Annotated in this window: 17 protein-coding genes; 10 read left to right on the top strand and 7 right to left on the bottom strand. The window is 74.0% G+C overall.

Annotated features, from left to right (window positions below):
• Nucleotides 1-36 precede the first annotated feature (36 nt).
• Together argG and ACZ68P_RS14000 are read left to right on the top strand one after the other, a co-directional pair.
• Nucleotides 37-1,485 carry an argininosuccinate synthase gene (argG, locus tag ACZ68P_RS14005; RefSeq protein ID WP_365714852.1) on the top strand — a complete coding sequence of 483 codons (1,449 nt, stop codon included), beginning with the start codon at nt 37-39 and terminating at the stop codon, nt 1,483-1,485.
• A gap of 196 nt (nt 1,486-1,681) precedes the next feature.
• Nucleotides 1,682-2,446, top strand: coding sequence for a hypothetical protein (locus ACZ68P_RS14000; protein ID WP_471005785.1), 765 nt, complete (start codon nt 1,682-1,684; stop codon nt 2,444-2,446).
• Nucleotides 2,447-2,531: 85 nt separating this feature from the next.
• Here ACZ68P_RS14000 and ACZ68P_RS13995 read toward each other — a convergent pair whose 3' ends face one another.
• Nucleotides 2,532-4,043, bottom strand: coding sequence for a glycoside hydrolase family 6 protein (locus ACZ68P_RS13995; protein ID WP_471005783.1), 1,512 nt, complete (start codon nt 4,041-4,043; stop codon nt 2,532-2,534).
• Between the two features lie 272 nt (nt 4,044-4,315).
• Here ACZ68P_RS13995 and ACZ68P_RS13990 point away from each other — a divergent pair, with 272 nt between their 5' ends.
• Together ACZ68P_RS13990 and ACZ68P_RS13985 are read left to right on the top strand one after the other, a co-directional pair.
• Entirely contained in the window at nt 4,316-4,936 is a 621-nt protein-coding gene (locus tag ACZ68P_RS13990) for a hypothetical protein (RefSeq protein WP_471005782.1), read from the top strand.
• A 348-nt stretch (nt 4,937-5,284) separates the two neighbouring features.
• Nucleotides 5,285-5,902 (top strand): TOPRIM nucleotidyl transferase/hydrolase domain-containing protein, encoded by a 618-nt coding sequence (locus ACZ68P_RS13985; protein ID WP_471006373.1) that lies wholly within the window; start codon nt 5,285-5,287, stop codon nt 5,900-5,902.
• 58 nt (nt 5,903-5,960) lie between these two features.
• Here ACZ68P_RS13985 and ACZ68P_RS13980 read toward each other — a convergent pair whose 3' ends face one another.
• Complete coding sequence (locus ACZ68P_RS13980; RefSeq protein ID WP_471005781.1) at nt 5,961-8,042, bottom strand: FG-GAP repeat domain-containing protein; 2,082 nt, start codon at nt 8,040-8,042, stop codon at nt 5,961-5,963.
• A 272-nt stretch (nt 8,043-8,314) separates the two neighbouring features.
• Between ACZ68P_RS13980 and ACZ68P_RS13975 the strand changes: the two genes are divergently transcribed.
• Both ACZ68P_RS13975 and ACZ68P_RS13970 read left to right on the top strand, forming a co-directional pair.
• Nucleotides 8,315-8,881 carry a DM13 domain-containing protein gene (locus ACZ68P_RS13975; protein ID WP_471005779.1) on the top strand — a complete coding sequence of 189 codons (567 nt, stop codon included), beginning with the start codon at nt 8,315-8,317 and terminating at the stop codon, nt 8,879-8,881.
• Between the two features lie 748 nt (nt 8,882-9,629).
• On the top strand, nt 9,630-9,863 hold the full coding sequence (locus ACZ68P_RS13970; protein ID WP_471005777.1) for a hypothetical protein: 234 nt from the start codon (nt 9,630-9,632) through the stop codon (nt 9,861-9,863).
• Between the two features lie 179 nt (nt 9,864-10,042).
• Here the strand turns inward: ACZ68P_RS13970 and ACZ68P_RS13965 are convergent, their stop codons facing one another.
• Entirely contained in the window at nt 10,043-13,645 is a 3,603-nt protein-coding gene (locus tag ACZ68P_RS13965; RefSeq protein WP_471005776.1) for an AfsR/SARP family transcriptional regulator, read from the bottom strand.
• 189 nt (nt 13,646-13,834) lie between these two features.
• Here ACZ68P_RS13965 and ACZ68P_RS13960 point away from each other — a divergent pair, with 189 nt between their 5' ends.
• The 4 genes from ACZ68P_RS13960 (at nt 13,835) to ACZ68P_RS13945 (ending at nt 19,631) form a co-directional block, all read left to right on the top strand.
• A complete protein-coding gene (locus tag ACZ68P_RS13960) occupies nt 13,835-15,097 on the top strand; it encodes an MFS transporter (RefSeq protein WP_471005775.1) in 1,263 nt (420 codons plus the stop codon).
• A 192-nt stretch (nt 15,098-15,289) separates the two neighbouring features.
• Nucleotides 15,290-16,696, top strand: a complete 1,407-nt coding sequence (locus ACZ68P_RS13955) for an NtaA/DmoA family FMN-dependent monooxygenase (protein WP_471005773.1) — start codon at nt 15,290-15,292, stop codon at nt 16,694-16,696.
• Nucleotides 16,693-18,129 carry an LLM class flavin-dependent oxidoreductase gene (locus ACZ68P_RS13950; protein ID WP_471005772.1) on the top strand — a complete coding sequence of 479 codons (1,437 nt, stop codon included), beginning with the start codon at nt 16,693-16,695 and terminating at the stop codon, nt 18,127-18,129. Before ACZ68P_RS13955 ends, ACZ68P_RS13950 begins: the two co-directional genes overlap by 4 nt.
• Before the next feature lie 131 nt (nt 18,130-18,260).
• Nucleotides 18,261-19,631, top strand: coding sequence for an MFS transporter (locus ACZ68P_RS13945; RefSeq protein WP_471005771.1), 1,371 nt, complete (start codon nt 18,261-18,263; stop codon nt 19,629-19,631).
• 67 nt (nt 19,632-19,698) lie between these two features.
• Here ACZ68P_RS13945 and ACZ68P_RS13940 read toward each other — a convergent pair whose 3' ends face one another.
• Genes ACZ68P_RS13940 through lnt form a run of 4 tightly spaced genes read right to left on the bottom strand, consistent with a single transcriptional unit; the run spans nt 19,699 to nt 24,711 of the window.
• Nucleotides 19,699-21,588, bottom strand: a complete 1,890-nt coding sequence (locus ACZ68P_RS13940) for a helix-turn-helix domain-containing protein (RefSeq protein ID WP_471005770.1) — start codon at nt 21,586-21,588, stop codon at nt 19,699-19,701.
• Nucleotides 21,589-21,641: 53 nt separating this feature from the next.
• Nucleotides 21,642-22,523 (bottom strand): 3-hydroxybutyrate dehydrogenase, encoded by an 882-nt coding sequence (locus tag ACZ68P_RS13935; RefSeq protein WP_471005769.1) that lies wholly within the window; start codon nt 22,521-22,523, stop codon nt 21,642-21,644.
• Nucleotides 22,524-22,551: 28 nt separating this feature from the next.
• On the bottom strand, nt 22,552-23,061 hold the full coding sequence (locus ACZ68P_RS13930) for an NUDIX hydrolase (protein WP_471005768.1): 510 nt from the start codon (nt 23,059-23,061) through the stop codon (nt 22,552-22,554).
• A 24-nt stretch (nt 23,062-23,085) separates the two neighbouring features.
• Nucleotides 23,086-24,711: an apolipoprotein N-acyltransferase gene (gene lnt / locus ACZ68P_RS13925; protein WP_471005767.1), complete on the bottom strand. Its 1,626-nt coding sequence runs from the start codon at nt 24,709-24,711 to the stop codon at nt 23,086-23,088.
• Between the last annotated feature and the right edge of the window lie 11 nt (nt 24,712-24,722).

Here is a 24,722-nt window from a genome sequence, read left to right as displayed (position 1 = left end):
GTTGCATGATCATGCATTACGTTGCATACTCTTCCCATGTCCAAGGTTCTCACCTCCCTCCCGACCGGCGAGCGCGTCGGCATCGCCTTCTCCGGCGGACTCGACACGTCCGTCGCCGTTGCCTGGATGCGCGACAAGGGCGCCGTCCCGTGCACGTACACCGCCGACATCGGTCAGTACGACGAGCCGGACATCGCGTCCGTGCCGGGCCGCGCCTCCGCGTACGGCGCCGAGATCACCCGGCTCGTCGACTGCCGTGCCGCGCTGGTCGAGGAAGGCCTGGCGGCGCTCGCGTGCGGCGCGTTCCACATCAAGTCGGGCGGGCGCCCGTACTTCAACACCACGCCGCTGGGGCGTGCCGTGACCGGCACGCTGCTGGTGCGGGCCATGCTCGAGGACGGGGTGCAGATCTGGGGCGACGGCTCCACGTTCAAGGGCAACGACATCGAGCGGTTCTACCGCTACGGCCTGCTCGCCAACCCGCACCTGCGCATCTACAAGCCCTGGCTCGACGCGGACTTCGTCACGGAGCTCGGCGGCCGCAAGGAGATGTCGGAGTGGCTGCTCGCCCACGAGCTGCCGTACCGGGACTCCACGGAGAAGGCGTACTCCACGGACGCCAACATCTGGGGCGCCACCCACGAGGCCAAGACCCTGGAGCACCTCGACACCGGAGTCGAGACGGTCGACCCGATCATGGGCGTGCGGTTCTGGGACCCGTCGGTGGAGATCGCCACGGAGGACGTGACGGTCGGCTTCGACCAGGGCCGCCCGGTCTCGATCAACGGCAAGGAGTTCGCCTCCCCCGTCGATCTGGTCATGGAGGCCAACGCGATCGGCGGCCGGCACGGCCTGGGCATGTCCGACCAGATCGAGAACCGGATCATCGAGGCCAAGAGCCGCGGCATCTACGAGGCGCCGGGCATGGCCCTGCTGCACATCGTCTACGAGCGCCTGGTGAACGCGATCCACAACGAGGACACCCTGGCCGCGTACCACAACGAGGGCAGGCGCCTCGGCCGCCTGATGTACGAGGGCCGCTGGCTGGACCCGCAGGCGCTGATGATCCGCGAGTCGCTGCAGCGCTGGGTCGGCGCGGCGGTCACCGGCGAGGTGACGCTGCGGCTGCGGCGCGGCGAGGACTACTCGATCCTCGACACCACGGGCCCGGCGTTCAGCTACCACCCGGACAAGCTCTCCATGGAGCGGACCGAGGACTCGGCGTTCGGCCCGGTGGACCGGATCGGCCAGCTCACCATGCGGAACCTGGACATCGCCGACTCCCGCGCGCGGCTGGAGCAGTACGCGGGCCTGGGCATGGTCGGCACCGCCCACCCGCAGCTGATCGGCGCGGCCCAGGCGGCCTCGACCGGCCTGATCGGCGCCATGGAGGGCGGCGGCGCCGAGGCGATCGCCTCGCGCGGCGAGGTCTCGGACGAGGAGACGATGCTGGACCGCGCCGCGATGGAGTCCGGCACGGACTGAGACCGGTCACCGGTCGTCGTACGTATCGGAGCCGGTCGTCGTACGCGTCCCGAGCGGCGGGCCCCTGCGGATCGTGTTCCGCGGGGGCCCGCCGTCCGCGTTCCGCGGGGCCCGCCGCCGTACGCGCGAGAAACAGCCCGCCCGAGGGTGGCGGCTTCACCGCACAGCGCGGGGAAAACGGGGCAAGCTGGAGACCATGAACCTGTCCAACCCGGCGCACGGCCTGGACTCCACCAGCGTCATGAACGCCAAGAAGACCCTCCACGAGCTCCTCGGCCGCGCCGGCGTCCTGCGCACCGAGGCCGATGTCCTGATCTCGCTCGTCGAGGCCGGCGCCGTCGCGAGCGCGCGCGACGAGGTCGGCGCCATCGAGGGCGAGGCGTCACGGGAGCGGGGAGAGCCCTACGGCACCGGCTGGTACGACGGCGCCCGGGCCGTCGGCGACGAGCTCTTCCGTATCGCCGAGCGCACCCTGCGCGGCGCGACCACGCCCACGGCAGCCGCTCAGGGGCCGCAGACGGAGGACCCCGCCGCGCACCCCCCGGTCGGCCGGATGGACGTGGAACGCGCGCACGTCGCGGTGACGGCGCTCTATCTCACCTTCACACAGAAGTCCGAGCTGGAGCCGGAGATGGCGGACGAGGTCCTCATGGCGGTCCTCGGCACGATGAGCGCGCAGGAGCGGGTGGGCTATCCGGGCGTGCTGGAGAAGTTCGCCGAGTCCCACGCCGGACAACTGGCCCGCCTGTACGCGGACTACGGCCCCGGCAGCGGCATCGCCGTCCACGGCCGTCACTCGCTCGCCCACTCCCCCACCAGCATCGCCGTGCTCGAACGGCTCTCCACCGCCGGCGAAGCGCTGGAGACCGAGTGGGAGGCCGCCGAACTGCCTCCCGGCTGGCTCGACGGCCTGGCGAGCGCCTGGCGGGAACGCGCCGCCGCCCTGCACGACACCCCCTAGATCGTGTCCGAAAGGCCTCGCCGCGAGGGCTCCCCGTGGCGTCCGGTCCCGCGCGCCTTCGCGCGGGACGCGGGGCGTCGGGGGGTCAGCTGCCGTCGATCAGCGCCTGGGCCAGGTCCGGCGAGAAGACGCCGGCCGGCGGGGAACCGGCCGGGCACTGCGCCGAGTCGCCGTCCGAGTCCCCCGGGTTCTTGATCCACAGCAGGTGGTCGGCGCCGCCCGTGCCCGCCTGGGACGGGACGCCCAGCCGGCGCCCGGCCGGATTGCAGAAGCCGACGTGTCCGCTCGCCGGGTCGCCCGGGGTGACGTAGCCGCCGTTGCCGTTGCGTGAGGTGTCCACCACCCAGCCGCTGGTCACGCCGAAGTCGGTCTGGAGCCGCGCGGCGAGGCGCCGGCCGTAGTCGTTCGACTCGGTGGTGCCGTCGAAGTTGGAGACGTTGACGGAGAAGCCGCGGGCCATGGAGACCCCGGCACGGTTGAGCAGCTCGGCCATCTTCCCCAGGCCGATCCCCTGCGCGCCGGTACCGTCCGCGCCGAGCGTCCAGGTGAGGTTGCCGGCGTCGAGATACGTCCGGACGAAGTCGCCCTGCTCCCGCAGCCGCTGGTTCGCGAACCACAGGGCGTCCAGGCGCGGTTCGAGACCGCCGTTCATGCACGCCTCGTCCGACGCCTGGGGCACCGCGTCCGGCTCCAGGACGACGATCGCCGGACGGCCGGCGAGGCCGAGGGCGAAGTCGGAGATCCACGTCTTGTACGCGGCCGGGCTGCCCGCGCCCCCGGAGGACGGGCCTCCGCAGTCACGGCCGGGGATGTTGTACGCGACGAGGACGGGCACCTTCCCCTGGGCGGCGGCCGCGCCGACGTAGGTGCTCACCTCGTCCCGTACACCGGTCGCGGGGTTCCCGTCCGCGTCCCAGCCGCCGAACCACTTGACGGTGGAACGGTCCCCGACGGCGGCCCGGATCCCGGCGGCGCGCGGGTCGCCGGGGTGGGCGTCCGCCCAGGCGGTGGCGTTGTTGCGGGGATCGACGTAGAAGCCCTCGCGGGCGGTGGAAGTGGTCAGGGAGACGTTGTCGAGGACGATGTCGGTCCGCGCGCTCTGGTTGCCGAGCTGGAAGGTGATCTGGCCGGCGGCCGTGTCCAGACCCGAGGTGAACGTCCAGCTGAAGCGCCTGGTCGTGGCGTCGACGCCGAGGGTGCGCGTCAGGGTCGCCGTGTAGGGGGCGTCGGCCAGCTGGACGGTCGTCGCGATCTGCGTCGCCCGCGAAGCCCTGGCGTCGAAGGAGAGGGTGTACGTCGCGCCTTTGCGGAGGGTGATTCCTCCCTGCGCGGCCATGGTGGCCCAGGGGTCGCCGAGCCCGGCCTCGACGGTGGCGCGCAGCGCGCCGCCGGTGGTGGTCGCGGACGCGTTCGCCGTGGCCCACCACGGTGCCAGGCCGGTGGAGAAGCCGCCGTTCACCACCAGTTCGCCGTAGAGAGCCGGGCCGGGAGGGGCGGCGGGGGCGGCGGGCGCCGCGGGGGCGAGGGCGGTGCCCAGCAGAGCGGCGGCGAGTGCCGGAGCGGCGGCGAGGCGCAGCCAACGGTGCGTCACAGTCACGGGGAACGAATCCTGTTCGGTCGGTGCCGGCCGGCTCCGCCGACCGGATGCGGCGGGAACCGGAGGGCCCCCTCGGCCCCATGATCGCAGAACGCGCCCCAGGCGCACCAGACTTCCGGGTCCGCCCGGCCGTCGGCCGGTCCCTGCGGCGGCGAGCCTCCTCCGGCGCGGCCGGCGCCGAGACGCGTCCCCGCCCACCGGATCGGGCCAAGAGCCGCCCCCGCGAAGGCGAGAGGGCTACGGTGGCAGGAGGCCGCCAGGGGGAGGAACGGGTGGACGGCATCATGGACAAGTACGAGGCCCTGTGCACGGGCGCCCTGCTCGTGGCCGAGTCCGCCGAGGACGCGTACCGCCTGGGCGCACTGGACCGGTTGCTGAGACCATGGATCCGGGGCCGGATCGCCTCGCTGGAATCCCTGCTGTCGAGCTGCGACACGCACCGCGAGCTGGCCGAGGACACGCGCCGCCTGGCGAGTACCGCCGCCGACTACTCCGCCTTGCGCCGCGAGCTGTTCTCCGACGTCCATCACACCCGCCCCGAGCCTCCGTGGCGCGTCGTGCAGCCGGGGGCGTTCGGCATCCGGGCGCAGTCCGGGGTGCTGCTGCGGCAGCCGACGTTCGTGCTGCAGCGCCTCGCGGCCGCGTCGGACGTGCCCGGTGCCGCGCTCTGGGACTTCACCGTGATCGACAATCCCTCCGATCCGAGCGACCTGGGCACCTCGCACGTGGTCATGGTGTCCACCGCGGACGCCCGGAGCGGCGTGCCCGTCCAGGTGGCCAAGGAGCTGGAGGACAACCGCGGCTGGTACCAGCAGCTCGAGTACGGCTTCCACGCCTTGGGCATCAAGCCGTTCCTCACGGCCGGCTACGACCCGGACCGGCACAGGAGGTAGCCGAGCGCTGGCTCCGGACGACGGCTCCGATGTCGTGTCCCCCGGTGCCGCCTCGCACCGCTCCCCCGGCGGAACCGCCCGCCCCGCAAAGTGTTTGACAGGCGTGGACGGCGATGCGGCAAGGTACGTCGCATGCATCAGGAGACCACCGCGGCCCGGGACCAGCGCCTGGCAGCCGTCCGGGCGACGTCCGACAGCTCCGCCGACGAGGGCGAGGCGGCGTCCCGGGCGGTGGTCGACGGGGCGCCGGACGACGCCGGACGCGTCATGCCCGCGGCGCGCCTCGCCGGCCTCACGGCCCGGAGCGGCGGAAGCGGCGGGCGGCCGGAGGGAGCGGAGACTCGTCCCATGGCTGACATGGAAGCGTTCCGGGAGGCGGTCGTCGCCTGGGCCGCCGGTGGTCCCGGCGACCCCGCGCGCGACCTGGCCGCGCGGCTGTCCGTCCGTACGGTCGTCCTGCTCGAAGGCCCCAGCGACGCCGCGGCGGTCGACGCGCTGGCCTTGAGCCGTGGCCGGGACCTGGCCGCCGAAGGGATCTGCGTCCTGCCGATGGGCGGTGCGATGAGCGTCGGGCGCTTCACTCCCCTGCTCGGGCCGTCCGGCCTGGGCCTGAGTCTCACTGGACTCTGCGACGAGGCGGAGCGGCCGTACTACGCCCGCGGGTGGGAGCGGGCCGGCGAGGCGCGGCAGGAGTTCTTCGTCTGCGCGGCGGACCTGGAGGACGAGCTCATCCGGGCGCTGGGCGTGTCGCGGGTGGAGGAGCTCGTCCGGGCGGAGGGCGACTGGCGTGCCCTGCGGACCTTCCTGCGCCAGCCCGCGCAGAGCGGCCGCACCGATCATCAGCGGCTGCGGCGCTTCTTCGGCACGAAGAAGGGGCGCAAGATCCGGTACGGCCACGTCCTGGTCGAAGCCCTCGACCAGGACCGCGTACCCGCCCCGCTCGCCGACCTGTTCGCCGCTCTCTGACCGCGTGATGCGCGGCAGGCCCTCGGCCGTGTCGATCAGGCCGCCGCGACACACGCCCCTAGCGGGCGCCCCATCCCAGGTCCACCGGGGTGTTGGTGCCCAGGCCGCCGGACCGGCCCGCGTAGAGGCGGGCCGTGCCGTCGGCCCAGATCGCGAGGGTGTCCGGAAGGCCGTCGCCCGTCAGGTCGCCGGCACCGGCCATGCTCCGTACGACGCCCCAGCCGGTGGAGACCTGGCGGCGGTCGCCGAGGCCGTTCCGGATGCCCGGATACAGCCACAGGGTTCCGCCGTTGTCCACGGCGAGCACGTCCGGGAGGGCGTCGCCGGTCAGGTCGCCCGCGCCCGTCGACAGGCGCATGGTGTCCCAGCTGGTCCCGATCTGCTTCTCGGCGCCGAGGCCGTCGGACCGGCCCGCGTAGAGGTGGGCCGTGCCGTCGTTCCAGACGGCCATGAGGTCCGGGACGCCGTCGCCGGTGAGGTCGCCGACGCCGGTCATCCGCTGCACGATGCCCCAGCCGGTCGAGACCTGGCGGCGGTCGCCGAGGCCGTTGCGGATGCCCGGATACAGCCACAAGGTTCCGCCGTTGTCCACGGCGAGCACGTCCGGGAAGGCGTCGCCGGTCACCTTTCCCACGCCCGCCACCAGACGGATGCTGTCCCAGCCGGTCCCGATGGACGTGCGTGTCGCCACGCCGTCCTCCGCCCCCGGATAGAGGACGAGGTTGCCGCTTCCGCCGGTGGGCGTCGAGGCCTTGGGCCGCACCGCGATCACGTCCGGCGTCCCGTCGCCCGTCAGGTCGCCGCCCAGGCCGGTGAGCGCACGCAGGGGGAGTTCGGGCCTGGGCCACGGAATGGTGAAGACGGTGCGGTCCGTCGTGGACTCGTTGAGCGTCCAGAGCTCGTCCGTCGCCGGCCAGTAGGAGACGTTCTCGTTGTTGATGCCCGTACGGGTCCACAGACGCACCGGCTCACCGGGCCATGCGTGGTAGAGGCAGCTGGGGATGTTCGCGCCTCCTTCCACGAACTCGGGGCAGGGGGCGGAGACGACGAACCTGCCGCGGTTCATGGCGACGCCCTGCGCCCCGCTGACGGTGGAGGTGAAGGCGGCGACCGGCCGGGTCACGACCTCGGTGCCGATAACGTTCCCGCTGCTGTCCTTGACCGGCTCCGCCGTGGTCCGGGGCAGGCCCGTGGCGGGGTCCAGCGGCCAGCGCACGATCACCCCGGCGTCCAGGAACTGCTGCTGCGCGCCGGTGCGGACCCCGCTGACCTCGGTCGTGACGAGCGCGGGCTCGCCCCCGCTGAGGTCGAGCGACGCCCCCGCGAAGCAAGGCGGCGGCTTGGGGCCGCCGTCCACCCCCGCGTGGAAGGTTCCGCAGCTGCCCGGGTTCTCCTGGAGGTACTGCAACTGGTCGACCTGTGGCAGGGCGTAGGCGTGACCCGCCGCGTAGTACTTGCCGCCCGAGACGCCGACGCCGGTGCCGCTCGGGTCCGTGCGCCAGAACCGGGTGAGGTCGAACAGGGCCATGCCGGAGGCGGTGGACACGTAGAGGCGGTTCTTGTACCAGGTCACGGAGTCCGCGTGACCGCTCAGCCCGGTGAAGCCCGTGGGCGTCGGGGTGACCAGCAGGACGTGGCGGTAGCGCACGGCCGCCGGATCGGTCACGTCGGTGAGGGTGACGCGGATCGGGCCGCCTCCGGACTTGTACCAGCTGGAGACCACGATGCGCCGGCCGCCCACGAGCTGGGCGTTCTCCGGAGCCTCGCCGGAACCCGTCAGGCCCTGCGGCACGTAGACCAACGTGCTGCTGTCCTCGCCGGCCTCCCAGCAGAAGCCCTTGGCCCCCGCCGCGTTGGTCGGATGGCACAGCGGGCGCGCGGCACGGTTCAGGTCCGCGACGACCTGACTCATCGCCACCCGGGGGACTCCGCTTCCGCCGTTCTCGACGGCGGCGATGTCCAGAGCGAACCGTGTCCGGCGCTCCGGCCGAACGCCGTTCTCGGATTCGGTCAGGGCCATCTTCCATGTCGGCTCGACAGCCCTGGTCGTGATGGCCGCGGCGACGACCTCCCCGTTCGGGACCGTCGCCGCCGCCGCGGGCTGCGGCAGGAGACCCACCGTCAGCAGAGCCGCCGTCACCCATCCCGTGACATGACCGCCACGCCCCCACCTCGGCATTCGAAACCCTTCGCGTCGCCACTGACTGAGCCCGCAGACTACCCCGCAGGCTGGTCCCCCAGCCGCTGCAGGGGGTGAGGTCGGGCCGGCGGAGGTGACGGCGCCGGACGGGATGCCGGACGGGCCCACCGTGAGCGCCACCGTAAGGATTTCGTAGCCTCGACGGAGCGATCGGCGCCGCGCGGTCCCGTTGAATGGGCGGAGAGAAGACTCCGGCCTGAAAGGGGCGCGCCATGGACAGCGTGACGAGGAAGAGACTGACAGCCGTGGTCACGGCCGTCGGTGCCGTGGTCGTGACCGTCGGGCTCGTGTGGTTCCAGCCCTGGCGGCTCTGGGTCGACGAGACCGTACGGGAGGAACTGCCCTCCGCCGCGATGCCCGTGACGGCATCCCCCACGGCGTCCCCCCACGCCGGCCGGCCGACGGCTCCCGCGCCGGGTGCCGGCCCGCGGACCCTCGCCCGGGGATCGCTGATCAGCCACGAACACGCCACCACGGGCACCGCGCAGATCATCCGACTGGCGGACGGACGGCACACCCTCCGCCTTGAGGGCCTGGACACGAGCAGCGGTCCCGACCTCCGCGTCTGGCTGACGGACGCGCCGGTCAGGCCTGGGACGGCCGGCTGGCGCGTGTTCGACGACGGGAAGTACGTCAGCCTGGGCGCGTTGAAGGGCAACAAGGGAGACCAGAACTACCCGCTGCCCGCCGATGTCGACTGGAGCGCCTACACCAGCGTCAGCATCTGGTGCGATCGCTTCGACGTCTCCTTCGGAGCGGCGGAGCTGGTCCGCGTCTGAGGGGCGGGGGCGGCCTGTGGCCGTCCGGGGTCGGTGTGGGCGGAATAGGTCCCTGGCCGTCCGAGGTCGGGGTGGAGTGGCGTACGTCCCGGGCGTACGGGGTCGGGGTGGAGTGGCGTACGCGCCATGACGGAAGTCTTACGGGCCCGCGTGGGTCGGTCACCGGAGCGGCTCCCGTGGACGGGATGCAGCGACAGGACTTCGTCCACGTCGGCGATGTGGCGCCCGCCAACGTGCTCGCCTGGAGGGTGCCGGCGACCTGCCCGCCCGCGCGTGCGGGCGCGGGTGCGGCGCCGGGCGGCAGCGGCCGTGACCAGCGGGACGCGGATCCGGCGCCCCGTCACGTACACCAGCAGCGGTGCCAGCACGGCGGCGGCCATGATCAGGACGAGGGTGCCCGGGTTCGTCATGCGCGGCGGGTCCTTCGCCGGTCAGGGGGCGGCGAGGGCGGGTGGGGTCTCCGTGTTCCGGGCCATCGGCATCTCCCTCGCGGGTGGCGTGCGGAGGCCACCCCGCGACAGCGCGCACGGCCGTGACTGCCACTCTCACCCCTAGGTCCCGTCCCGACGACCAGGTGTACGCCGTCGGGGGGAGGCCGCGGGCCGGGCGGGTCCGTGCGGGCGGACGTCCCGAGCGTCGGCGCCCTCGACCGTCGCTCCCGGGTGTCGCTGTACGGCTGCCGGTCCCCACCGCCCTACCGTGGCCCCTTGGTCCGACAACCGATCCGATCATCGACAAGGGTGAGCGCATGTCCGAGCGGAACACCGGCGAAGTCGTCACGCTGACCGTCCTGGAGCAGGACCGGGCGCTCCTCCTGCGGGCCGCCGGCGGTGTGGAACCGCCGGCGAGCCTCCCGGTGGTGGACGACCGGGGCCGGGTGATCGGCGTCTACACCCTCTCGCCCGGCGACAGCACCGACGACTTCCCTCCGCTGGGCAGCCTGAAGGTGGGGCACGCCCGGAACGACGACTCGGCTCCGTAGGCGGGTTGCTCCTGCGGGCGGGAGCGCCGACGCGCCCGGTGCCCGGGCTGTGGCGCCCGGCGGGTGCCCGAGCCGCCCGTCGGCGAAGCCTGGTCCGCATGCCCGCGGCCACCTACGCCTCGACGGCGGGGACTCCGATCCCTGGCAGGGCCATGACCGCGACGTGAGCCGCCTACCGGTCAGCCCTGCGGGAGGAGAGCCGCGCGGGCCTCCCGTACCGCCTCCTCCGGGTCCAGGCGGACGCCCCTGTCGTACGCCACCGCGAAGGCGTCCGCTCCCAGCGCGGCCCGTGCCGTGGCGGTGACCCGGTCGACGTCGGCGCGTTCGGCGGGCGGCAGCGGGGCACCGGCCCGGCGCCGGGCGGCCGCCGCGGCGCCCAGGAGGACGGCCGCGCATGTGGCGGCGGGGCCGTCGCCGGTCAGGGCGGCCGCGCCGGCGAGGCCCTCCAGGGAGAGGGCCAGGGCGCGGGGCTCGGCGAGGGCGCGGGCGATCTCCAGGCCGGCGAGGTGGTGGGAGGCCGCCCCGCGCGCGTCGCCGCGCAGCTCGGCGACGAAGCCGAGCTCGGCCAGGAGCAGGTGGTCGCCGGCCTGGGAGGAGACGTCGGCGTAGCCGTCACGGATGCGCAGCAGGTACGCCTCGGCCCCGTCGAGGTCACCCGAGCGGCGGGCGCCGAGGGCGAGGCCCATCTCGGAGTGGATCTCGCCGTACTTGTGGCCCTGTTCGACGGCGATCCGACGCGCCCGCTCGTGCAGGTCGCGGGCGCGGTCCCAGTCGCGGGCGAGCAGCGCGAGCCGCCCGAGGCCGGAGAGCCGGGCGGAGACCTCCGCCTCCAGGCCCAACTCCCGGGCCATGCGCAGCCCTTCGTGCTGCCGACGCTCCGCTTCCGCGTACTCGCCCTTGATCTCGGCGAGCGCGGCGAGTGGCGAAACGGTCTGCAACTCACCCCACTGGTCGCCCAGTTCGCCGAAGAGCTGAGCACTGCGCAGCCCGTCGCGGCCGAGCCCCGCGAGGTCGCCACGGACCAGCGCGAGCGTGGCGCGCAGACCGAGCGTGGCGGCGGTGCCCCACCGGTCGTCCGCGCGGGTGAACAGGGCGAGGGCACGGGTGTTCAGCTCGCCGCCGCCGACCGTGTCCCCCGCGCTGAACAGTCCGTACGCGCAGAGCCAGAGCGCACGGGCCTGGCGTACGGGGTCCGAGATGGCGTCGGCGGTGGGGGTGGCGGTGAGGCCGTGGGCGTCCGCCGTCGCGGCCGCTGCCGTGTGATCTCCGGTGAGCAGGGCGAAGGCGGCGTGCAGGAGGGTCAGTTCGGCGGCCGCGGGAGGGCGGCGGTCAGCGGACCTGGAGGAGGCGGGATCGGCGCTGTCCGAGGCGTCGCCCGTGGCGGCGAGGATCACGCCCAGGCCGCGGCGGGCCTCGGTGAGGCGGCCGCACAGCAGCCACCACCAGGCCAGGGCGGTGCCCAGCCGGACCGCCTCCTCCGGCTCGCCCGCGTCCGCCCGGCGCACCGCCTCGTCGAGCGCCGAGCGCAGGTTGCCGGCCTCGGCGTCCAGCCGGGCCAGCCAGGTTCGCTGCTCGGCGCCGCGCAGCCGTGGCTCGGCGTGCTCGGCCAGGGCCCGGTAGTGGCGGAGATGCCGGCCCCGTACGGCGGTGACGTCCTCTCGCTCGTGGAGCCGCTCGGTCGCATACGCGGCGACGGACTCCAGGAGCCGGTAGCGGGGGCCGGTGGGGCCGTGCACCACGATCACGAGGGACCGGGCGACCAGCCGGGTGACGAGGTCCAGCACCTCGTCCCGGGCGACGCCGTCCCCCGCGCAGACCGCTTCGGCCGCTGCCAGGTCGCAACCGTCGCCGGGAACGGCGAGGCGGCGCAGGACGATGCGTTCCGGCGGGCTCAGCAGCTCCCAGCTCCAGTCGATCACCGCCCGCAGCGTCTGCTGGCGGGCCGGGGCGCCGCGCTGCCCGAAGGTCAGCAGCCGGAAGCGGTCGTCGAGCCGTGCCGCCAACTCCTCCACCCCGAGAGCGCGTACGCGGGTGGCCGCCAGCTCCAGCGCCAGCGGGATGCCGTCGAGCCGGCGGCAGATCTCGGCGACGGCCCGGCGCTCGGGCGCGTCCGGCGCGTCCGGGTCGCGCGGGAAGCCGGGGGTGGCGGCGGCCGCGCGCTCCATGAACATCCGGACCGCGTCGGCGGGCGGCAGCGGCTCGACCAGGAACATCGCCTCGCCCGCCACGCCCAGCGTCTCCTGGCCGGTGGCGAGGACCCGCAGGCCGGGGGCGGTGCGCAGGAGCAGCTGGGTCAGTTCCGCGGCGGCCTCGACGACGTGCTCGCAGTTGTCCAGGACGAGGAGGGTGCGGCGGTCGCGCAGGGCGGCGGCGAGGCGGTGCGGCAGGGAGGGGGTTCCGGTGCCGGTGCCCGGCACCGCGTGCGGGGCGTCGTCGCGGATGCCGAGGGTGGCGGCGACGACCTGGGCCAGGTCGGCGGGGGTGCCGGCGCGGATGCCGGAGAACTCCACGAACCAGGGCCCGTCCGCCGGTTCACCGGTCCGGTCACCGTCCCGCTCGGCGGTGGCCGCCGCCACGGCCAGCCGGGTCTTGCCGACGCCGCCGGGCCCGGTGAGCGTCACCAGCCGTGCGCCGGCCAGCAGTCGGGATATCTCCGCGAGCGCCCTGCCCCGGCCGACGAGGGGGGTGAGGGGGACGGGGAGGTTGCCGTCGGAGTGGCGGGAGTACCGGGCGGGGGGCGCGCCCGATCGGGCATCCGCCGGGTACGGGGTGGGCTCGGTGGACAGGACGCCGGCGGTGTGCGGGGGGCCGCCGACGGTGTGCGGGGGGCCGCCGGTGGACGGGGTACTCGCGGGGGGCGGGGTGACCACGAGGGACGGCGTACCCGCACCCCGCCGAGCGGCCACGCTCGATCGGGCACGCTCATACGGGGTGGCCACGGCAGCTCGGCCACCCGCGTGCGGGGTGGGCATGGCACCTTGTGCCGGGGCCGGATCCGCCCACCCCGCGGAGCCGCCCGCCGATGCCCCGTACGCGTGCCCCTTCGCGCTCAGCCACGGCTCCTGCCGCAGCACGGCCCCGTGCAGCGCCGCCAGTTCGGGGCTCGGGTCGACCCCCAGCTCCCCCGCCAGCCGGGTGCGCAGGTCCTCGTACGACGTGAGCGCCTCGCTCTGGCGCCCCGCCGCGTACAGGGCCCTCATCTGCACAGCGCGCAGGCGCTCCCGCAGCGGGTGTCGCACCACGAGGCCCGCGAGCTCCCCGGCGAGGAGCGCGTGGTCCCCCGCCTCCAGGAGTGCCTCCGCCTGTTCCTCAAGCACGGAGAGCCGCTGCTCGGTGAGGCGCTGGGCGGCCTCCCGTACGAACGGGCCGTCCGCGAAGTCGGCGTACGCCGGTCCCCGCCACAGCTCCAGGGCCTCGGTGAGCAGCGCGGCCCGCTCGCGCGGGTCCCGGACGGGGCGGGCCTCGGTCACCAGGGCGTGGAAGCGTACGGCGTCCACGTCGTCGCCGTCGTCGAGCCGCAGGCGGTAGCCGGGGGGCCGGCGGACCACCCGCTCGCGGCCGATGACCCGGCGCAGCTGGGAGATCTTGGCCTGGAGGGCGCCCGTGGGCCTGCCCGGAGGCGCATCGCCCCACAGGTCGTGGATGAGGCGGTCGGTGGAGACCGGTTCCCCGTCGTGCGCGAGCAGGTCCGCCAGCAGGGCCCGGACCTTGGCCTCGGGGACCCTGACCTCCTGCCCCGCGTCGTCCCACACCACGAGTGGCCCGAGCACCCCAAACCGCATAGCCGCCACCGTACATGTCCGGTGGAGCGGCGCCCGGCCGTCGGCCGCCCCGAAGGTTTTCCGAAGGTTTCCCGAAGGACCCGGGCGCAGAGTCGTTTCCGCCGGTGGCCACGCCGCACCGCCCGCCGCCGTCCGTCCCCGCGCCCCCCACCTCCCGTACGGAACCACGGAAATCTGGAGCACACCCCCATGAGCACCGCACCCGACGCGGCGCCCGCCGCCGCTGTGGCACGGGAGCCGAAGCACGGGGGCGTCGAACAGCAGAGGCTTCCGCTCTTCGCACTGCTGGCCCTCGCCACCGCCGTCTTCGTCACCAGCCTCACCGAGACCCTCCCCGCCGGCCTGCTGCCCGCGATGAGCCGCGACCTTCGGGTGAGCGAGTCCGCGGCCGGCCAGACGGTCACCGTCTACGCGATCGGCACCGCCCTGACCGCGATCCCGCTCACCGCGGCCACCGCCGGCTGGCGGCGCAAGAGGCTGCTGCTGACGGCCATGGGCGGGTTCGCCCTCGGCAACACCGTGACGGCCGTGTCGTCGGTCTTCGAAGTGACGATGGCGGCCCGGTTCGTCGCCGGTGTCGCGGCCGGTCTCGCCTGGGCCCTGCTCGCCGGGTACGCCCGCCGCATGGCCCCCGTCCATCTCCAGGGCAAGGCGATGGCCGTCGCCATGGCCGGTATCCCCGTCGCCCTCTCCCTCGGCGTGCCCGCCGGTACGTTCCTCGGCGACTGGCTGGGCTGGCGAGTGGCCTTCCTCGCGATGACGGTCCTCACCGTCGTGCTTCTGGTGTGGATCGTCGCGGCCGTACCGGACCATCCCGGCCAGGGGCGCGGCGAGCGGCCGAGGCTGTTGCGGACCCTGCGCCTCCCCGGGGTCGCCCCGGTTCTCTTCGTCACGCTGGTCTTCGTCCTCGCGCACACCATCCTGTACGCGTACATCGCCACGTACCTCGACGACCTGGGCCTGGGCGGCTCGACCGGTCTGATCCTGCTGGTCTTCGGCGCCGCCTCGCTGGCGAGCATCTGGATCGTCGGCGCGCGGATCAACCGCCGGCTGCGCGGCCTCACCGTCGGCGGCGCCCTTCTCGTCGCCGTCGCCGCGCTGCTCCTGGCCGTCCTCTCCGACATCACCGCGCTCGTCTACGCCGCCACGGTGCTGTGGGGTCTCGGCTGGGGTGGCGTGCCCACCTTGCTGCAGACCGCCGTTGGTGACGCGGGCGGCGAATCGGCCGACGCGGCCCAGGCGATGCTCGTCACGCTGTGGAACGTGGCGATGGCGGGCGGCGGCATCGTCGGCGGCATCCTGCTCGACGTGATCGGCAGCGAGGCCTTCCCCTGGGCGGTTCTGCTGCTCCTGCTGCCGGTGATCGCGGTCGTGCTCCACGCCCGTCAGGCGGGCTTCCCCGCCCGGCGCCCGGTGGTGCCGGCGGAGGAGTCCCCGGCGCCGGCGGCGTGACATGGAAGCTCCGGGCGCCTGTCGGCGCGGCACGAACACCTCGCGGCACGAACACCTCGTGAAGCAGTCCCGGTCGGCCTGTGCGGACGCCGCCTCGCGCAGGCACGCGCCGAAAACCACCGCCCCGCCCACACTGCCCCCTGCTCCCACTGCCCCCACCGTCCCGCGCCGGACCTCAGGAGGAGACCGCACGTGCCCGCCACCACCAGGAAACAGGTGCATCTCGCAGCGCAGCTGCCCGGCATCCACAACGTGACCGTCTGGTCGGACCCGCGCTCCGGGAGCCAGATATCTCCCGACTCCTTCATCCGGCTCGCGCAGACCGTCGAGCGCGGCAGGTTCGACTTCTTCTTCCTCGCCGAAGGGCTGCGGCTGCGCGAGCACAAGGGGCGGGTCTACGACCTGGACATCGCGGGACGCCCGGAGAACCTGACCATGCTGAGCGCCCTGGCCGCCGTCACCACCCGTCTGGGCCTCGCCGCCACGGTCAACGCCACCTTCAACGAGCCGTACGAGGTGGCGCGCCGGTTCGCCACCCTGGACCGGCTCAGCGGCGGCCGGGCCGCCTGGAACGTGGTCACCAGTCACGACGCGTTCACCGGCGAGAACTTCCGCCGGGGCGGCTTCCTCCCCGAGGCCGACCGCTACACCCGGGCCGCCGAATTCCTCACCGTCGCACGGAAGTTGTGGGACAGCTGGGCGGACGGCGATGTGAAGGCCGACGCGGCCGCCGGAGAGTTCGTCGCGCCGGGGGCCGGCCGCTTCGCCCACCGGGGGCAGCACTTCGACATCTCCGGCCGGTTCACCACCCCGCCCGGACCGCAGGGCCACCCGGTGATCATCCAGTCCGGCGAGTCCGACGCCGGCCGGGAGTTCGCCGCCTCCGACGCCGAGGTCGTCTTCAGCAAGCACAACCGGATCGACGCGGCCCGGGACTTCTACCGGGACGTGAAGCGGCGCTTGGCCGCGTACGGCCGGAGCCCCGACGATCTGCTGATCCTCCCCACCGCCGACGCGGTCGTCGCGGACACCGACGAGGAGGCCGCCGCGTACGCCGAGGAGATCAGCCGGGAGCTGGTGAGCCCGCAGACCGCGATCGCCCACCTGGAGGCGGTCTGGGGCCGCGACCTGTCCGCCTACGACCCGGACGGGCCGCTGCCCGACATCGAGCCCGAGGACGAAGCTCACTTCCTGAAGGGGCACTCCGTCTTCCGCAAGGGCCGGGCGGAGACGGCGCGGCGGTGGCGCAGGCTCGCGGAGGAGCGGAACCTCTCCATCCGGGAGCTGGTCATCGAGGTCGGCGGACGCCGGACGTTCGTCGGCAGCCCCCGGACGGTCGCCGACGCCATCGACGACTACGTGCAGACCGGGGGCGCCGACGGTTTCGTCCTCGTCCCCCACCTCACCCCGGGCGGCCTGGACGACTTCGTGGACCGGGTCGTGCCGATCCTCCAGGAGAAGGGCGTCCACCGCGACGACTACACCGGCACCACGCTCCGCGACCACCTGGGTCTGTCCGCCGCGCCCCGCCCCGCCGGCTGGGGCGGCCCCGGAAAAGCCCGGGGCGACAGGCCCGACGACAAGGAGACCTCCGCATGACCGGCACGAGCGGCGCGACGACCGGCGCGACCGGCACCACGACCGGCGCGACGTCGGGCACGTCCAGCACCGTCGGCGTGTCCGGCACCACGACCGGCACCGTCGGCGTGTCCGGCACCACGACCGGCACCGTCGGCGTGTCCGGCACCACGACCGGCACCGTCGGCGTGTCCGGCGCCACCGGCCCGACGGGCACCCCGGCTACCGCCGATTCCCCAAGCGCCCCAAGCGCCCCTCTGCACCTGGCCGTCGCGCTCGACGGTGCGGGCTGGCACCCGGCGGCCTGGCGCGAGAAGGACGCGCGGCCCGGTGAGCTGCTCGACGCCCCCTACTGGGCCGGCCTGGTCGCCGAGGCCGAGCGCGGCCTGCTCGACTTCGTCACCTTCGAGGACGCCCTCGGCCTCCAGTCCGCCGCCTTCCACCTCCCCGACGACCGCACCGACCAGGTCAGGGGCAGCATCGACGCGGTGCTGCTCGCCGCCCACCTCGCCCCGCTGACCACCCACATCGGCCTGGTCCCCACCACCAACGTCACCCACACGGAACCGTTCCACCTGGCCATCGGCATCGCGACCCTCGACCACGCGAGCCGGGGACGGGCCGGCTGGCGCCCGCAGGTGTCGTCCCGCGCGGCTGACGCCGCCCACTTCGGCCGCCGCACCACGCCCCGACTCACCGAGCAGGACGTGACCGACCCGGAGCTGATCTCCCGGCGCCTGCACGCCCTCTTCACTGAGGGCTCCGAGGTGGTGGAGGCGGCGCGGCGGCTCTGGGACAGCTGGGAGGACGACGCGGAGATGCGGGACGCGGCGACGGGCCGCTTCCTCGACCGCGACAAGGTCCACCCCATCGACTTCCAGGGCAGCACCTTCGGCGTGAAGGGCCCGTCGATCACCCCGCGCACCCCGCAGGGCCAGCCCCTGGTGGTGAGCCTCGCGCACGCCACCACGCCGTACGAGTTCGCGGCGCTCGGCTCGGACGTCGTCGCCGTCACGCCGCACGACCGGGCCGGCGCGGCGGCGATCCTCGCCCGGGTCGCCGAGGCGGTGGAGCGCACCGGCCGGGACGTGGAGGAACGCCCTCTCCGGATCTTCGCGGACCTCGTCGTCCTCCTGGACGACGAACCGGGCGCGGCCGCCCGGCGCAAGACCCGCCTGGACGAGGCGGCCGGAGCCGGACTCGCCTCCGACGCCCGGATCTTCGCCGGCACCCCCGCCGAACTGGCCGACCTGCTGCTCGACTGGCGCTCCACCGGCCTGGACGGCTTCCGCCTGCGGCCGGCCGCCCTTCCCCACGACCTCGAAGCGATCACCCGGGGTTTGGTCCCGGAGCTGCAACGGCGCGGGGTGTTCCGTACGGAGTACGCCTCCGCCACGCTGCGCGGCCACCTGGGCCTGGCACGCCCCACCAGCCGCTACGCGAAAGCCGACTGAGCGGCCACCATGGGGGCCTGGCGCACACGGACCACCCGAACTATGGTGTCCCACCACATACGCCCCTGACCTGCCACTTCCTACGGTGTGGCGACACCGAAACGTCCCGTACCTGCCTGGAAGTGGTGCACATGGCCGCCGCAACACCCTCCCCGACGCCACCGAACTCGCTCAAGCGCATCGTCGCCGCCTCCCTCATCGGCACCACCATCGAGTGGTACGACTTCTTCCTCTACGGCTCAGCCGCCGCGCTGGTCTTCAACAAGCTGTTCTTCCCGGACTCCGATCCGCTGGTGGGCACGCTGCTGTCGTTCCTGACGTACGCGGTCGGGTTCGCCGCCCGGCCGCTGGGCGCGCTCGTCTTCGGGCACTACGGGGACCGGCTCGGGCGCAAGAAGCTGCTGGTGCTCAGCCTGTTGCTGATGGGAGGCGCCACCTTCGCCATCGGGCTGCTGCCGACGCACGCCACCGTCGGGTCCGCCGCGCCCCTGCTGCTCACCGCGCTGCGTCTGGTGCAGGGCTTCGCGCTCGGCGGGGAGTGGGGCGGCGCGGTCCTGCTGGTGTCGGAGCACGGGGACGCCAAGCGGCGCGGCTTCTGGGCCTCGTGGCCGCAGACCGGTGCGCCGGCCGGTCAGTTGCTCGCGACCGGTGTGCTGTCCGCGCTGACCGCGCTGCTCTCCGACTCCGCCTTCCTCTCGTGGGGCTGGCGCATACCCTTCCTGCTCTCCGGTGTGCTGGTCATCGTCGGCCTGTGGATCCGCCTCTCGGTGGACGAGTCGCCCGTGTTCAAGGCGGCGCTCGCCGCGGCCGAGGAACGCAAGGCGGCGGCGGGACAGGTGGAGAAGATGCCGCTGGTCGCCGTCCTGAAGCACCACTGGCGCGATGTGCTCGTCGCGATGGGCGCGCGCATGGCGGAGAACATCAGCTACTACGTGATCACCGCGTTCATCCTCGTCTACGCCACGACCTCGGTGGGCCTGACCAAGCAGACCGCGCTGAACGCCGTCCTGATCGCCTCCGCCGTCCACTTCGCCGTCATCCCCCTCTGGGGCGCGCTCTCGGACCGGATCGGCCGCAAGCCCGTCTATCTCATCGGCGCGGTCGGTGTCGGCGCCTGGATGTTCCCGTTCTTCGCCCTCATCGACACCGGGAGTTTCGGCAGCCTGCTGCTCGCCGTCACCGTCGGTCTGGTCCTGCACGGTGCGATGTACGCCCCGCAGGCCGCGTTCTTCTCCGAGATGTTCGCGACCCGGATGCGCTACTCCGGGGCCTCCATCGGCGCGCAGTTCTCCTCGGTCGCCGCCGGCGCTCCGGCGCCGCTGATCGCCACGGCGCTGCTCGCGGACTACGGCTCCTCGACGCCGATCGCCCTCTACGTGATCGCCGCCGCGCTCCTGACGGTCGTCGCCCTCGCCTGCGCCCGCGAGACCCGCAACCTCGACCTCTCCGAGGTGGCCGAGGACGCCGCGCCGGCCGCGGCCCCGGTCCGCGCGGACGCCTGATCCGTACCGCGTCGACGCGAAGGGCGCCGGTTCCCGCGAGGGGCCGGCGCCCTTCGTGAGCGTGGCCTCAGCGGGTGACGGCCGGCGCCATGGCGTGCAGCCGCAGGGCCAGCTGGATCTCGAGGGCCCGGGCCGGGGACTGCCAGTCGGGGCCGAGGAGCCGTCCGATCCGTTCGATGCGCTGGGCGACGGTGTTCACATGGACGTGGAGGTCGTCCTTCGTCCGGGCGGGGCTCATGCCGCTCGCGAAGTACGCGTCCATCGTCCGCACCAGGTCCGTGCCACGGCGCGCGTCGTACGCGACGACCTCGCCGATGGTGCGCTCGACGAAGCCCTGGATGTCCCGGCCGTCGGCGAGGAGAAGACCGAGGAACCCCAGGTCCTCGGCGGCCGCGCCCTCTCCGGAGCGCTGCAGCAGACGCAGCGCGTCCAGGCAGCGGCGGGCCTCGTCGTACGCGGTGGCGACCCGGCCCGGCCGGGCGAGGGGGGCCTCCAAGGGAGCGGAGGCCCCGACCGTGACCGGCTCGCGCACGGCGCCGCCGAGGTGTCTGGCGGTCTGCCGGGCCAGGTCGGCGGCGCTCTCCCCGGGGCCGAGGGGAAGCAGCAGCACGGTGCCGCCGTCGCGCGCGGAGGCGAGGCCGTGCCGGGTGGCGGCCAGGTGCGAGGCGGCCGACCAGAGCCGCTGCCGGTCCGCGCTCTCCCGCACGCCGCTCTCGCCGTCGCCGCCGGCGCCGCCCCGGTCGATCCGGGCGGCGAGGACCACGTGGGGCGCGTCGACGTCGGTACGCAGGCGGGCGGCCCGCTCGCGCAGCAGGCGGCGGTCGCGGTCGGGCGCGTCGAGGAGGTCGTCGAGCAGTTCGCCGCGCACGCGCTGTTCCGCCTCGCCCGCCGAGCGGCGGGCCAGCAGGAGCAGGGAGGTGACGAGGGCGGCCCGCTCCAGCGTGCGCTGGTCGACGGGGTCGAGCTCCGGCTGGCCGCTCAGGACGAGGGCGCCGAAGGTCTCGCCGCCGGCCGACACGGCGGCCACCCACTGGTCGCCGTCCCGGATCGCGCGGCCGTCGGCGAGCGGGGCGGAGCTCCGCGCGCCCTCGACGAACTCGACCGCGCCGCCGAGGACTTCGGAGACGGCGCTCGCGACGTCGAGGACGCCGCCGCCGCGCAGCACGAGCTCGGTGAGCCGGTCGTGGACCTCCGAGGCCCGTTCGATGACCCCGCTGTGCTCGCGGATGATGTCGTTGGCCCGCTCCAGTTCGGCGAGGGCCGAACGGGTCTCGGCGAGGAGGTTGGCCGTGTCGATGGCGACGGCGGCGTGCGCGGCGAAGGAGCCGAGCAGGGCGACCTGCTCCCTTTCGAAGACGCGTGCGCGCCGGTCGGCGGCGAAGAGCACGCCGATGACCTGGCTGCCGAGGGTCAGCGGGACACCGAGGATGGCGACGAGCCCTTCGTCCCCGACGGCGGTGTCGATGGTGCGGGTGTGCTGGAAGCGCGGGTCGTCGAAGTAGTCGTCGGTGACGTAGGGGCGGGCGGTCTGGGCGACCAGGCCGCCGAGCCCTTCGCCCATGCCGAGCCGGAGCTGCTGGAAGCGCGCCGACACCGAGCCCTCGGTCACGCGCATGTAGGTGTCGCCCGCGACGGGGTCGTTGAGGCTGAGGTAGGCGACCTCGGTGCCGAGGAGGGAGCGGGCGCGCTGGACGATGGCGCGGAGCACCGCGTCGAGGTCGCGCAGTCCCGCGAGGTCGTGGGCGGTCTCGAAGAGGGCGGAGAGCTCGGCCTCGCGGCGCCGTCGCCCTTCCAGCTCGGCCCGTACGCGCAGGGCGAGCTGCTTGGCCTGTTCGAGTTCGGCCAGCGCCTCGGGGCCCGCGCCGCTCGCACGGGCGAGCAGCACGGGCCGGTCGTACGCCTCCGTCGCGGCTCCTCGGGCGAGGAGCTCCAGGTAGGAGACCTGTTCGTGGGACATGGACACAGGGATACCTGCCGTACGGGTGATCGCACCAGCCCTGTGGACAACCCTCAGTGCGCGGTCCAGCCGCCGTCGAGGGTCAGGGAGGTGCCGGTGATGAAGGAGGCCTGGGGGGTGCAGAGGTAGAGCACCGCTTCGGCGACCTCGTCCGGCTCGATGAGCCGCTTGAGCGCCGAGTCCTTCAGGAGGACCTCGGTCAGGACGCGCTCCGGCGGGATGTAGTGGGCGGCCGCCTGGTCGGCGATCTGCCGTTCGACCAGGGGCGTACGCACATAGCCGGGGTTGACGCAGTTGGAGGTGACCCCGTGAGCGGCGCCTTCCAGCGCGGCGGTCTTGGAGAGTCCTTCGAGACCGTGTTTGGCGGCCACATAGGCGGACTTGTAGGCGGAGGCGCGCAGACCGTGGACGGAGGAGAGGTTGACGATACGGCCCCAGCCCTGGGCGTACATGTGCGGCAGGGCGCCCCTGATCAGCCGGAAGGGGGCTTCCAGCATCACGGTGAGCACGGTGTGGAAGACGTCCGGCGGGAACTCCTCGATGGGGCGGACCAGCTGCAGACCGGCGTTGTTGACGAGGATGTCGGCGCCCGCGGCGGCGGCCTCCGCGGCGTCCAGGTCGGTGAGGTCCAGGATCTGCGGCTCGACCGTGCCCGCCAGGCCGGTGGCCTGGTCGGCGAGGGCGGCGAGCCCCTCGGCGGCGCGGTCGACGGCTCTGACCCGGGCCCCGGCGGCGGCGAGCCGGAGCGCGCAGGCGCGTCCGATGCCCCCGGCCGCGCCGGTGACGAGCGCGCTGCGGCCGGTGAGGTCGAGCGTGAGGTGTGCGGGGGTGGTCCCCGGCGCGGGCGCCGGCGGCTCGGCCGGGATCCGCGCCGGGCGGGACGGCGGGACCGGTGCCGGGGCCGCTGCGGGGTCGGAGGTGGTGGGGGCGCTCATGCTCCGCACCTTATGAAGCGCCCCACCGTCAACCGATGTGTGCCGGGCCCATACTTCCGCCTGGTGGCGTGGTGTCGAACCATGTGGGTTCGTCGGCAAGCGCCTGCTCGATCCGGAAGTGCGAGAACCGCTTCATCTCGGGGAGCCGGTCCACCTCGAACCAGCCGACGTCCGTGGACTCCTCGTCGTTCACGCGGGCCTCGCCGCCGACGGCCCGGCACCGGAACGAGATGTCCATGAACTGGCACTGGTCGCCGTTGGGATAGACGACGGGCTTGCGCAGCGTCTGGACGAGCACGACCCGCTCGACCTCGCAGCGCACCGCGGTCTCCTCGTACACCTCGCGCACCGCGCAGTCGGCGGGCTGCTCGCCGGGCTCGACGATGCCGCCGATGATCGACCACAGGCCGTTGTCGGACCGCCGTCCGAGCAGGACGCGGCCACGGTCGTCGAAGACGACGGCGCTCACGCCGGGCAGGAACAGCAACTGGTGGCCGGCGCTGGCCCGCAGCTCGCGGATGAAGTCAGGTGTACCCATGCGTCGACCCTAGAGGTTGGCTGATCAGGCACCGGAGGGGCGGGCCTCGCGGCGGGCGCGCAGGAGGCGGAGCGCCGACCAGCCGAGACCGGCGGCGGCGAGGCCGGCCAGGAGCGCCTCGGGCAGGGTGCCCATGCGGGTGGCCGGGGTGAGAGAGGAGCGCAGCGGCACCTCGTCGACCAGCACGTCGGGGGTGAACATCCGCGACTCCCGCACGATCTTCCCGTCCGGCATGATGATCGCGCTGACGCCGCTGGTGACGGGGACGACCACGGACCGGCTGTGCTCGACGGCCCGGACCCGGGACATCGCCAGCTGCTGGTAGGTCATCTCGCTGCGGCCGAAGGTGGCGTTGTTGCTCGGTACGGTGATCAGCTGGGCGCCGTGGGTGACGGTGTCCCGCACGGCCCAGTCGAAGGCGGCTTCGTAGCAGGTGGCCAGGCCGACGCGCGTCCCGGCGAGATCGAAGACGCCGATCGCGTCGCCGGGCCCGAAGTCACGGCTCACCCGGTCCACGTCGCTGTTGAAGAGCCGCACGAAGGACCGCATCGGAATGTACTCGCCGAAGGGCTGGACGTGCCGCTTGTCGTAGGTGGCGACGGGGCCTTTATCCGGGTCCCACTCGATGAGGGTGTTGCGCAGCTTCCCGGTGTCGGGGGCGATGACCGCGCCGATCACGGTCGGGACGCCGATCGCCCCGACCGCCTCGTCGATGACGTCCCGCGCGTCGGGGTTGGCCAGGGGATCGATGTCGGAGGAGTTCTCCGGCCACAGCACGAAGTCCGGCTGGGGCTCCCGGCCGGCCTTGACGTCCGCGGCGAGCTCCTTGGTCCGGTCGGCGTGGTTGTCGAGGACGGCACGCCGCTGGGAGTTGAAGTCGAGGCCCAGGCGGGGCACGTTGCCCTGCACCGCGGCGACGGTGGCGGTGCCGTCCTCCGCCGAGTCGTCGACCAGGGGCAGCGCGGCCACGGCGCCGGTGACCGGGACCAGGACGGCGAGGACGGCCGCGGCGAGGGGGCGGCGCGCGAGGGCGCCGGTCGCGCTGCGGGCACGGAGCTGCCGGACGGTCTCGTGGAGGCCGAACCCGCAGAGCGCGACGGCGAACCCGAGCACCGGTGTGCCGCCCACGGCGGCCAGCGGCAGGAAGGCTCCGTCGGCCTGCCCGAAGGCGATCTTGCCCCAGGGGAATCCGCCGAACGGGACACGCGCGCGGGCCGCCTCGGCGAGGATCCACACCGCGGCCGCGAACACCGGCCACGCGGGCAGCCGCGAGACGACCGCGATCCCCAGACCCGCGGCGGCGACGAACAGCGCCTCCACCGCCGCGAGGGCGACCCACGGCACCGGGCCGACCTCCTCGCCCGTCCAGACGAGCAGGGGCAGCAGGAAGCCGAGGCCCGCGAGATAGCCGAGGCCGAACCCGGCGCGCGGGCGACGGCCCCGCAGGGCCCAGCCGAGCAGCGCGAAGCCGGGCAGCGCGAGCCACCACAGCGGGCGCGGCGGGAAGCTCAGGAAGAGCAGGAGCCCGGACAGCGCGGCGGCGCCCGGCCGCACGAGACGCCGTCCGAGACGCCGCAGCCGACGGCCGGCGGCCGGTTCGGGTTCCGCGGCGGGGCCGGAGGCGTCGACGGGGGTGAAGGTGGTGCTCACACGCGGAGTCT

The organism is Streptomyces sp. NPDC036822 (genome assembly GCF_055609145.1).
Note: the sequence above shows the minus strand (reverse complement) of the source record. Positions and strands in the feature narration are given on the sequence as shown.

What these genes read in the sequence shown, in the direction of transcription:
- argG (WP_365714852.1), top strand. Translation starts at nt 37, where the DNA reads ATGTCCAAGGTTCTCACCTCCCTCCCGACCGGCGAGCGCGTCGGCATC.
- ACZ68P_RS14000 (WP_471005785.1), top strand. Translation starts at nt 1,682, where the DNA reads ATGAACCTGTCCAACCCGGCGCACGGCCTGGACTCCACCAGCGTCATG.
- ACZ68P_RS13985 (WP_471006373.1), top strand. Translation starts at nt 5,285, where the DNA reads ATGGCTGACATGGAAGCGTTCCGGGAGGCGGTCGTCGCCTGGGCCGCC.
- ACZ68P_RS13975 (WP_471005779.1), top strand. Translation starts at nt 8,315, where the DNA reads ATGGACAGCGTGACGAGGAAGAGACTGACAGCCGTGGTCACGGCCGTC.
- ACZ68P_RS13970 (WP_471005777.1), top strand. Translation starts at nt 9,630, where the DNA reads ATGTCCGAGCGGAACACCGGCGAAGTCGTCACGCTGACCGTCCTGGAG.
- ACZ68P_RS13965 (WP_471005776.1), bottom strand. Translation starts at nt 13,645, where the DNA reads ATGCGGTTTGGGGTGCTCGGGCCACTCGTGGTGTGGGACGACGCGGGG.
- ACZ68P_RS13960 (WP_471005775.1), top strand. Translation starts at nt 13,835, where the DNA reads ATGAGCACCGCACCCGACGCGGCGCCCGCCGCCGCTGTGGCACGGGAG.
- ACZ68P_RS13950 (WP_471005772.1), top strand. Translation starts at nt 16,693, where the DNA reads ATGACCGGCACGAGCGGCGCGACGACCGGCGCGACCGGCACCACGACC.
- ACZ68P_RS13945 (WP_471005771.1), top strand. Translation starts at nt 18,261, where the DNA reads ATGGCCGCCGCAACACCCTCCCCGACGCCACCGAACTCGCTCAAGCGC.
- ACZ68P_RS13940 (WP_471005770.1), bottom strand. Translation starts at nt 21,588, where the DNA reads ATGTCCCACGAACAGGTCTCCTACCTGGAGCTCCTCGCCCGAGGAGCC.
- ACZ68P_RS13935 (WP_471005769.1), bottom strand. Translation starts at nt 22,523, where the DNA reads ATGAGCGCCCCCACCACCTCCGACCCCGCAGCGGCCCCGGCACCGGTC.
- ACZ68P_RS13930 (WP_471005768.1), bottom strand. Translation starts at nt 23,061, where the DNA reads ATGGGTACACCTGACTTCATCCGCGAGCTGCGGGCCAGCGCCGGCCAC.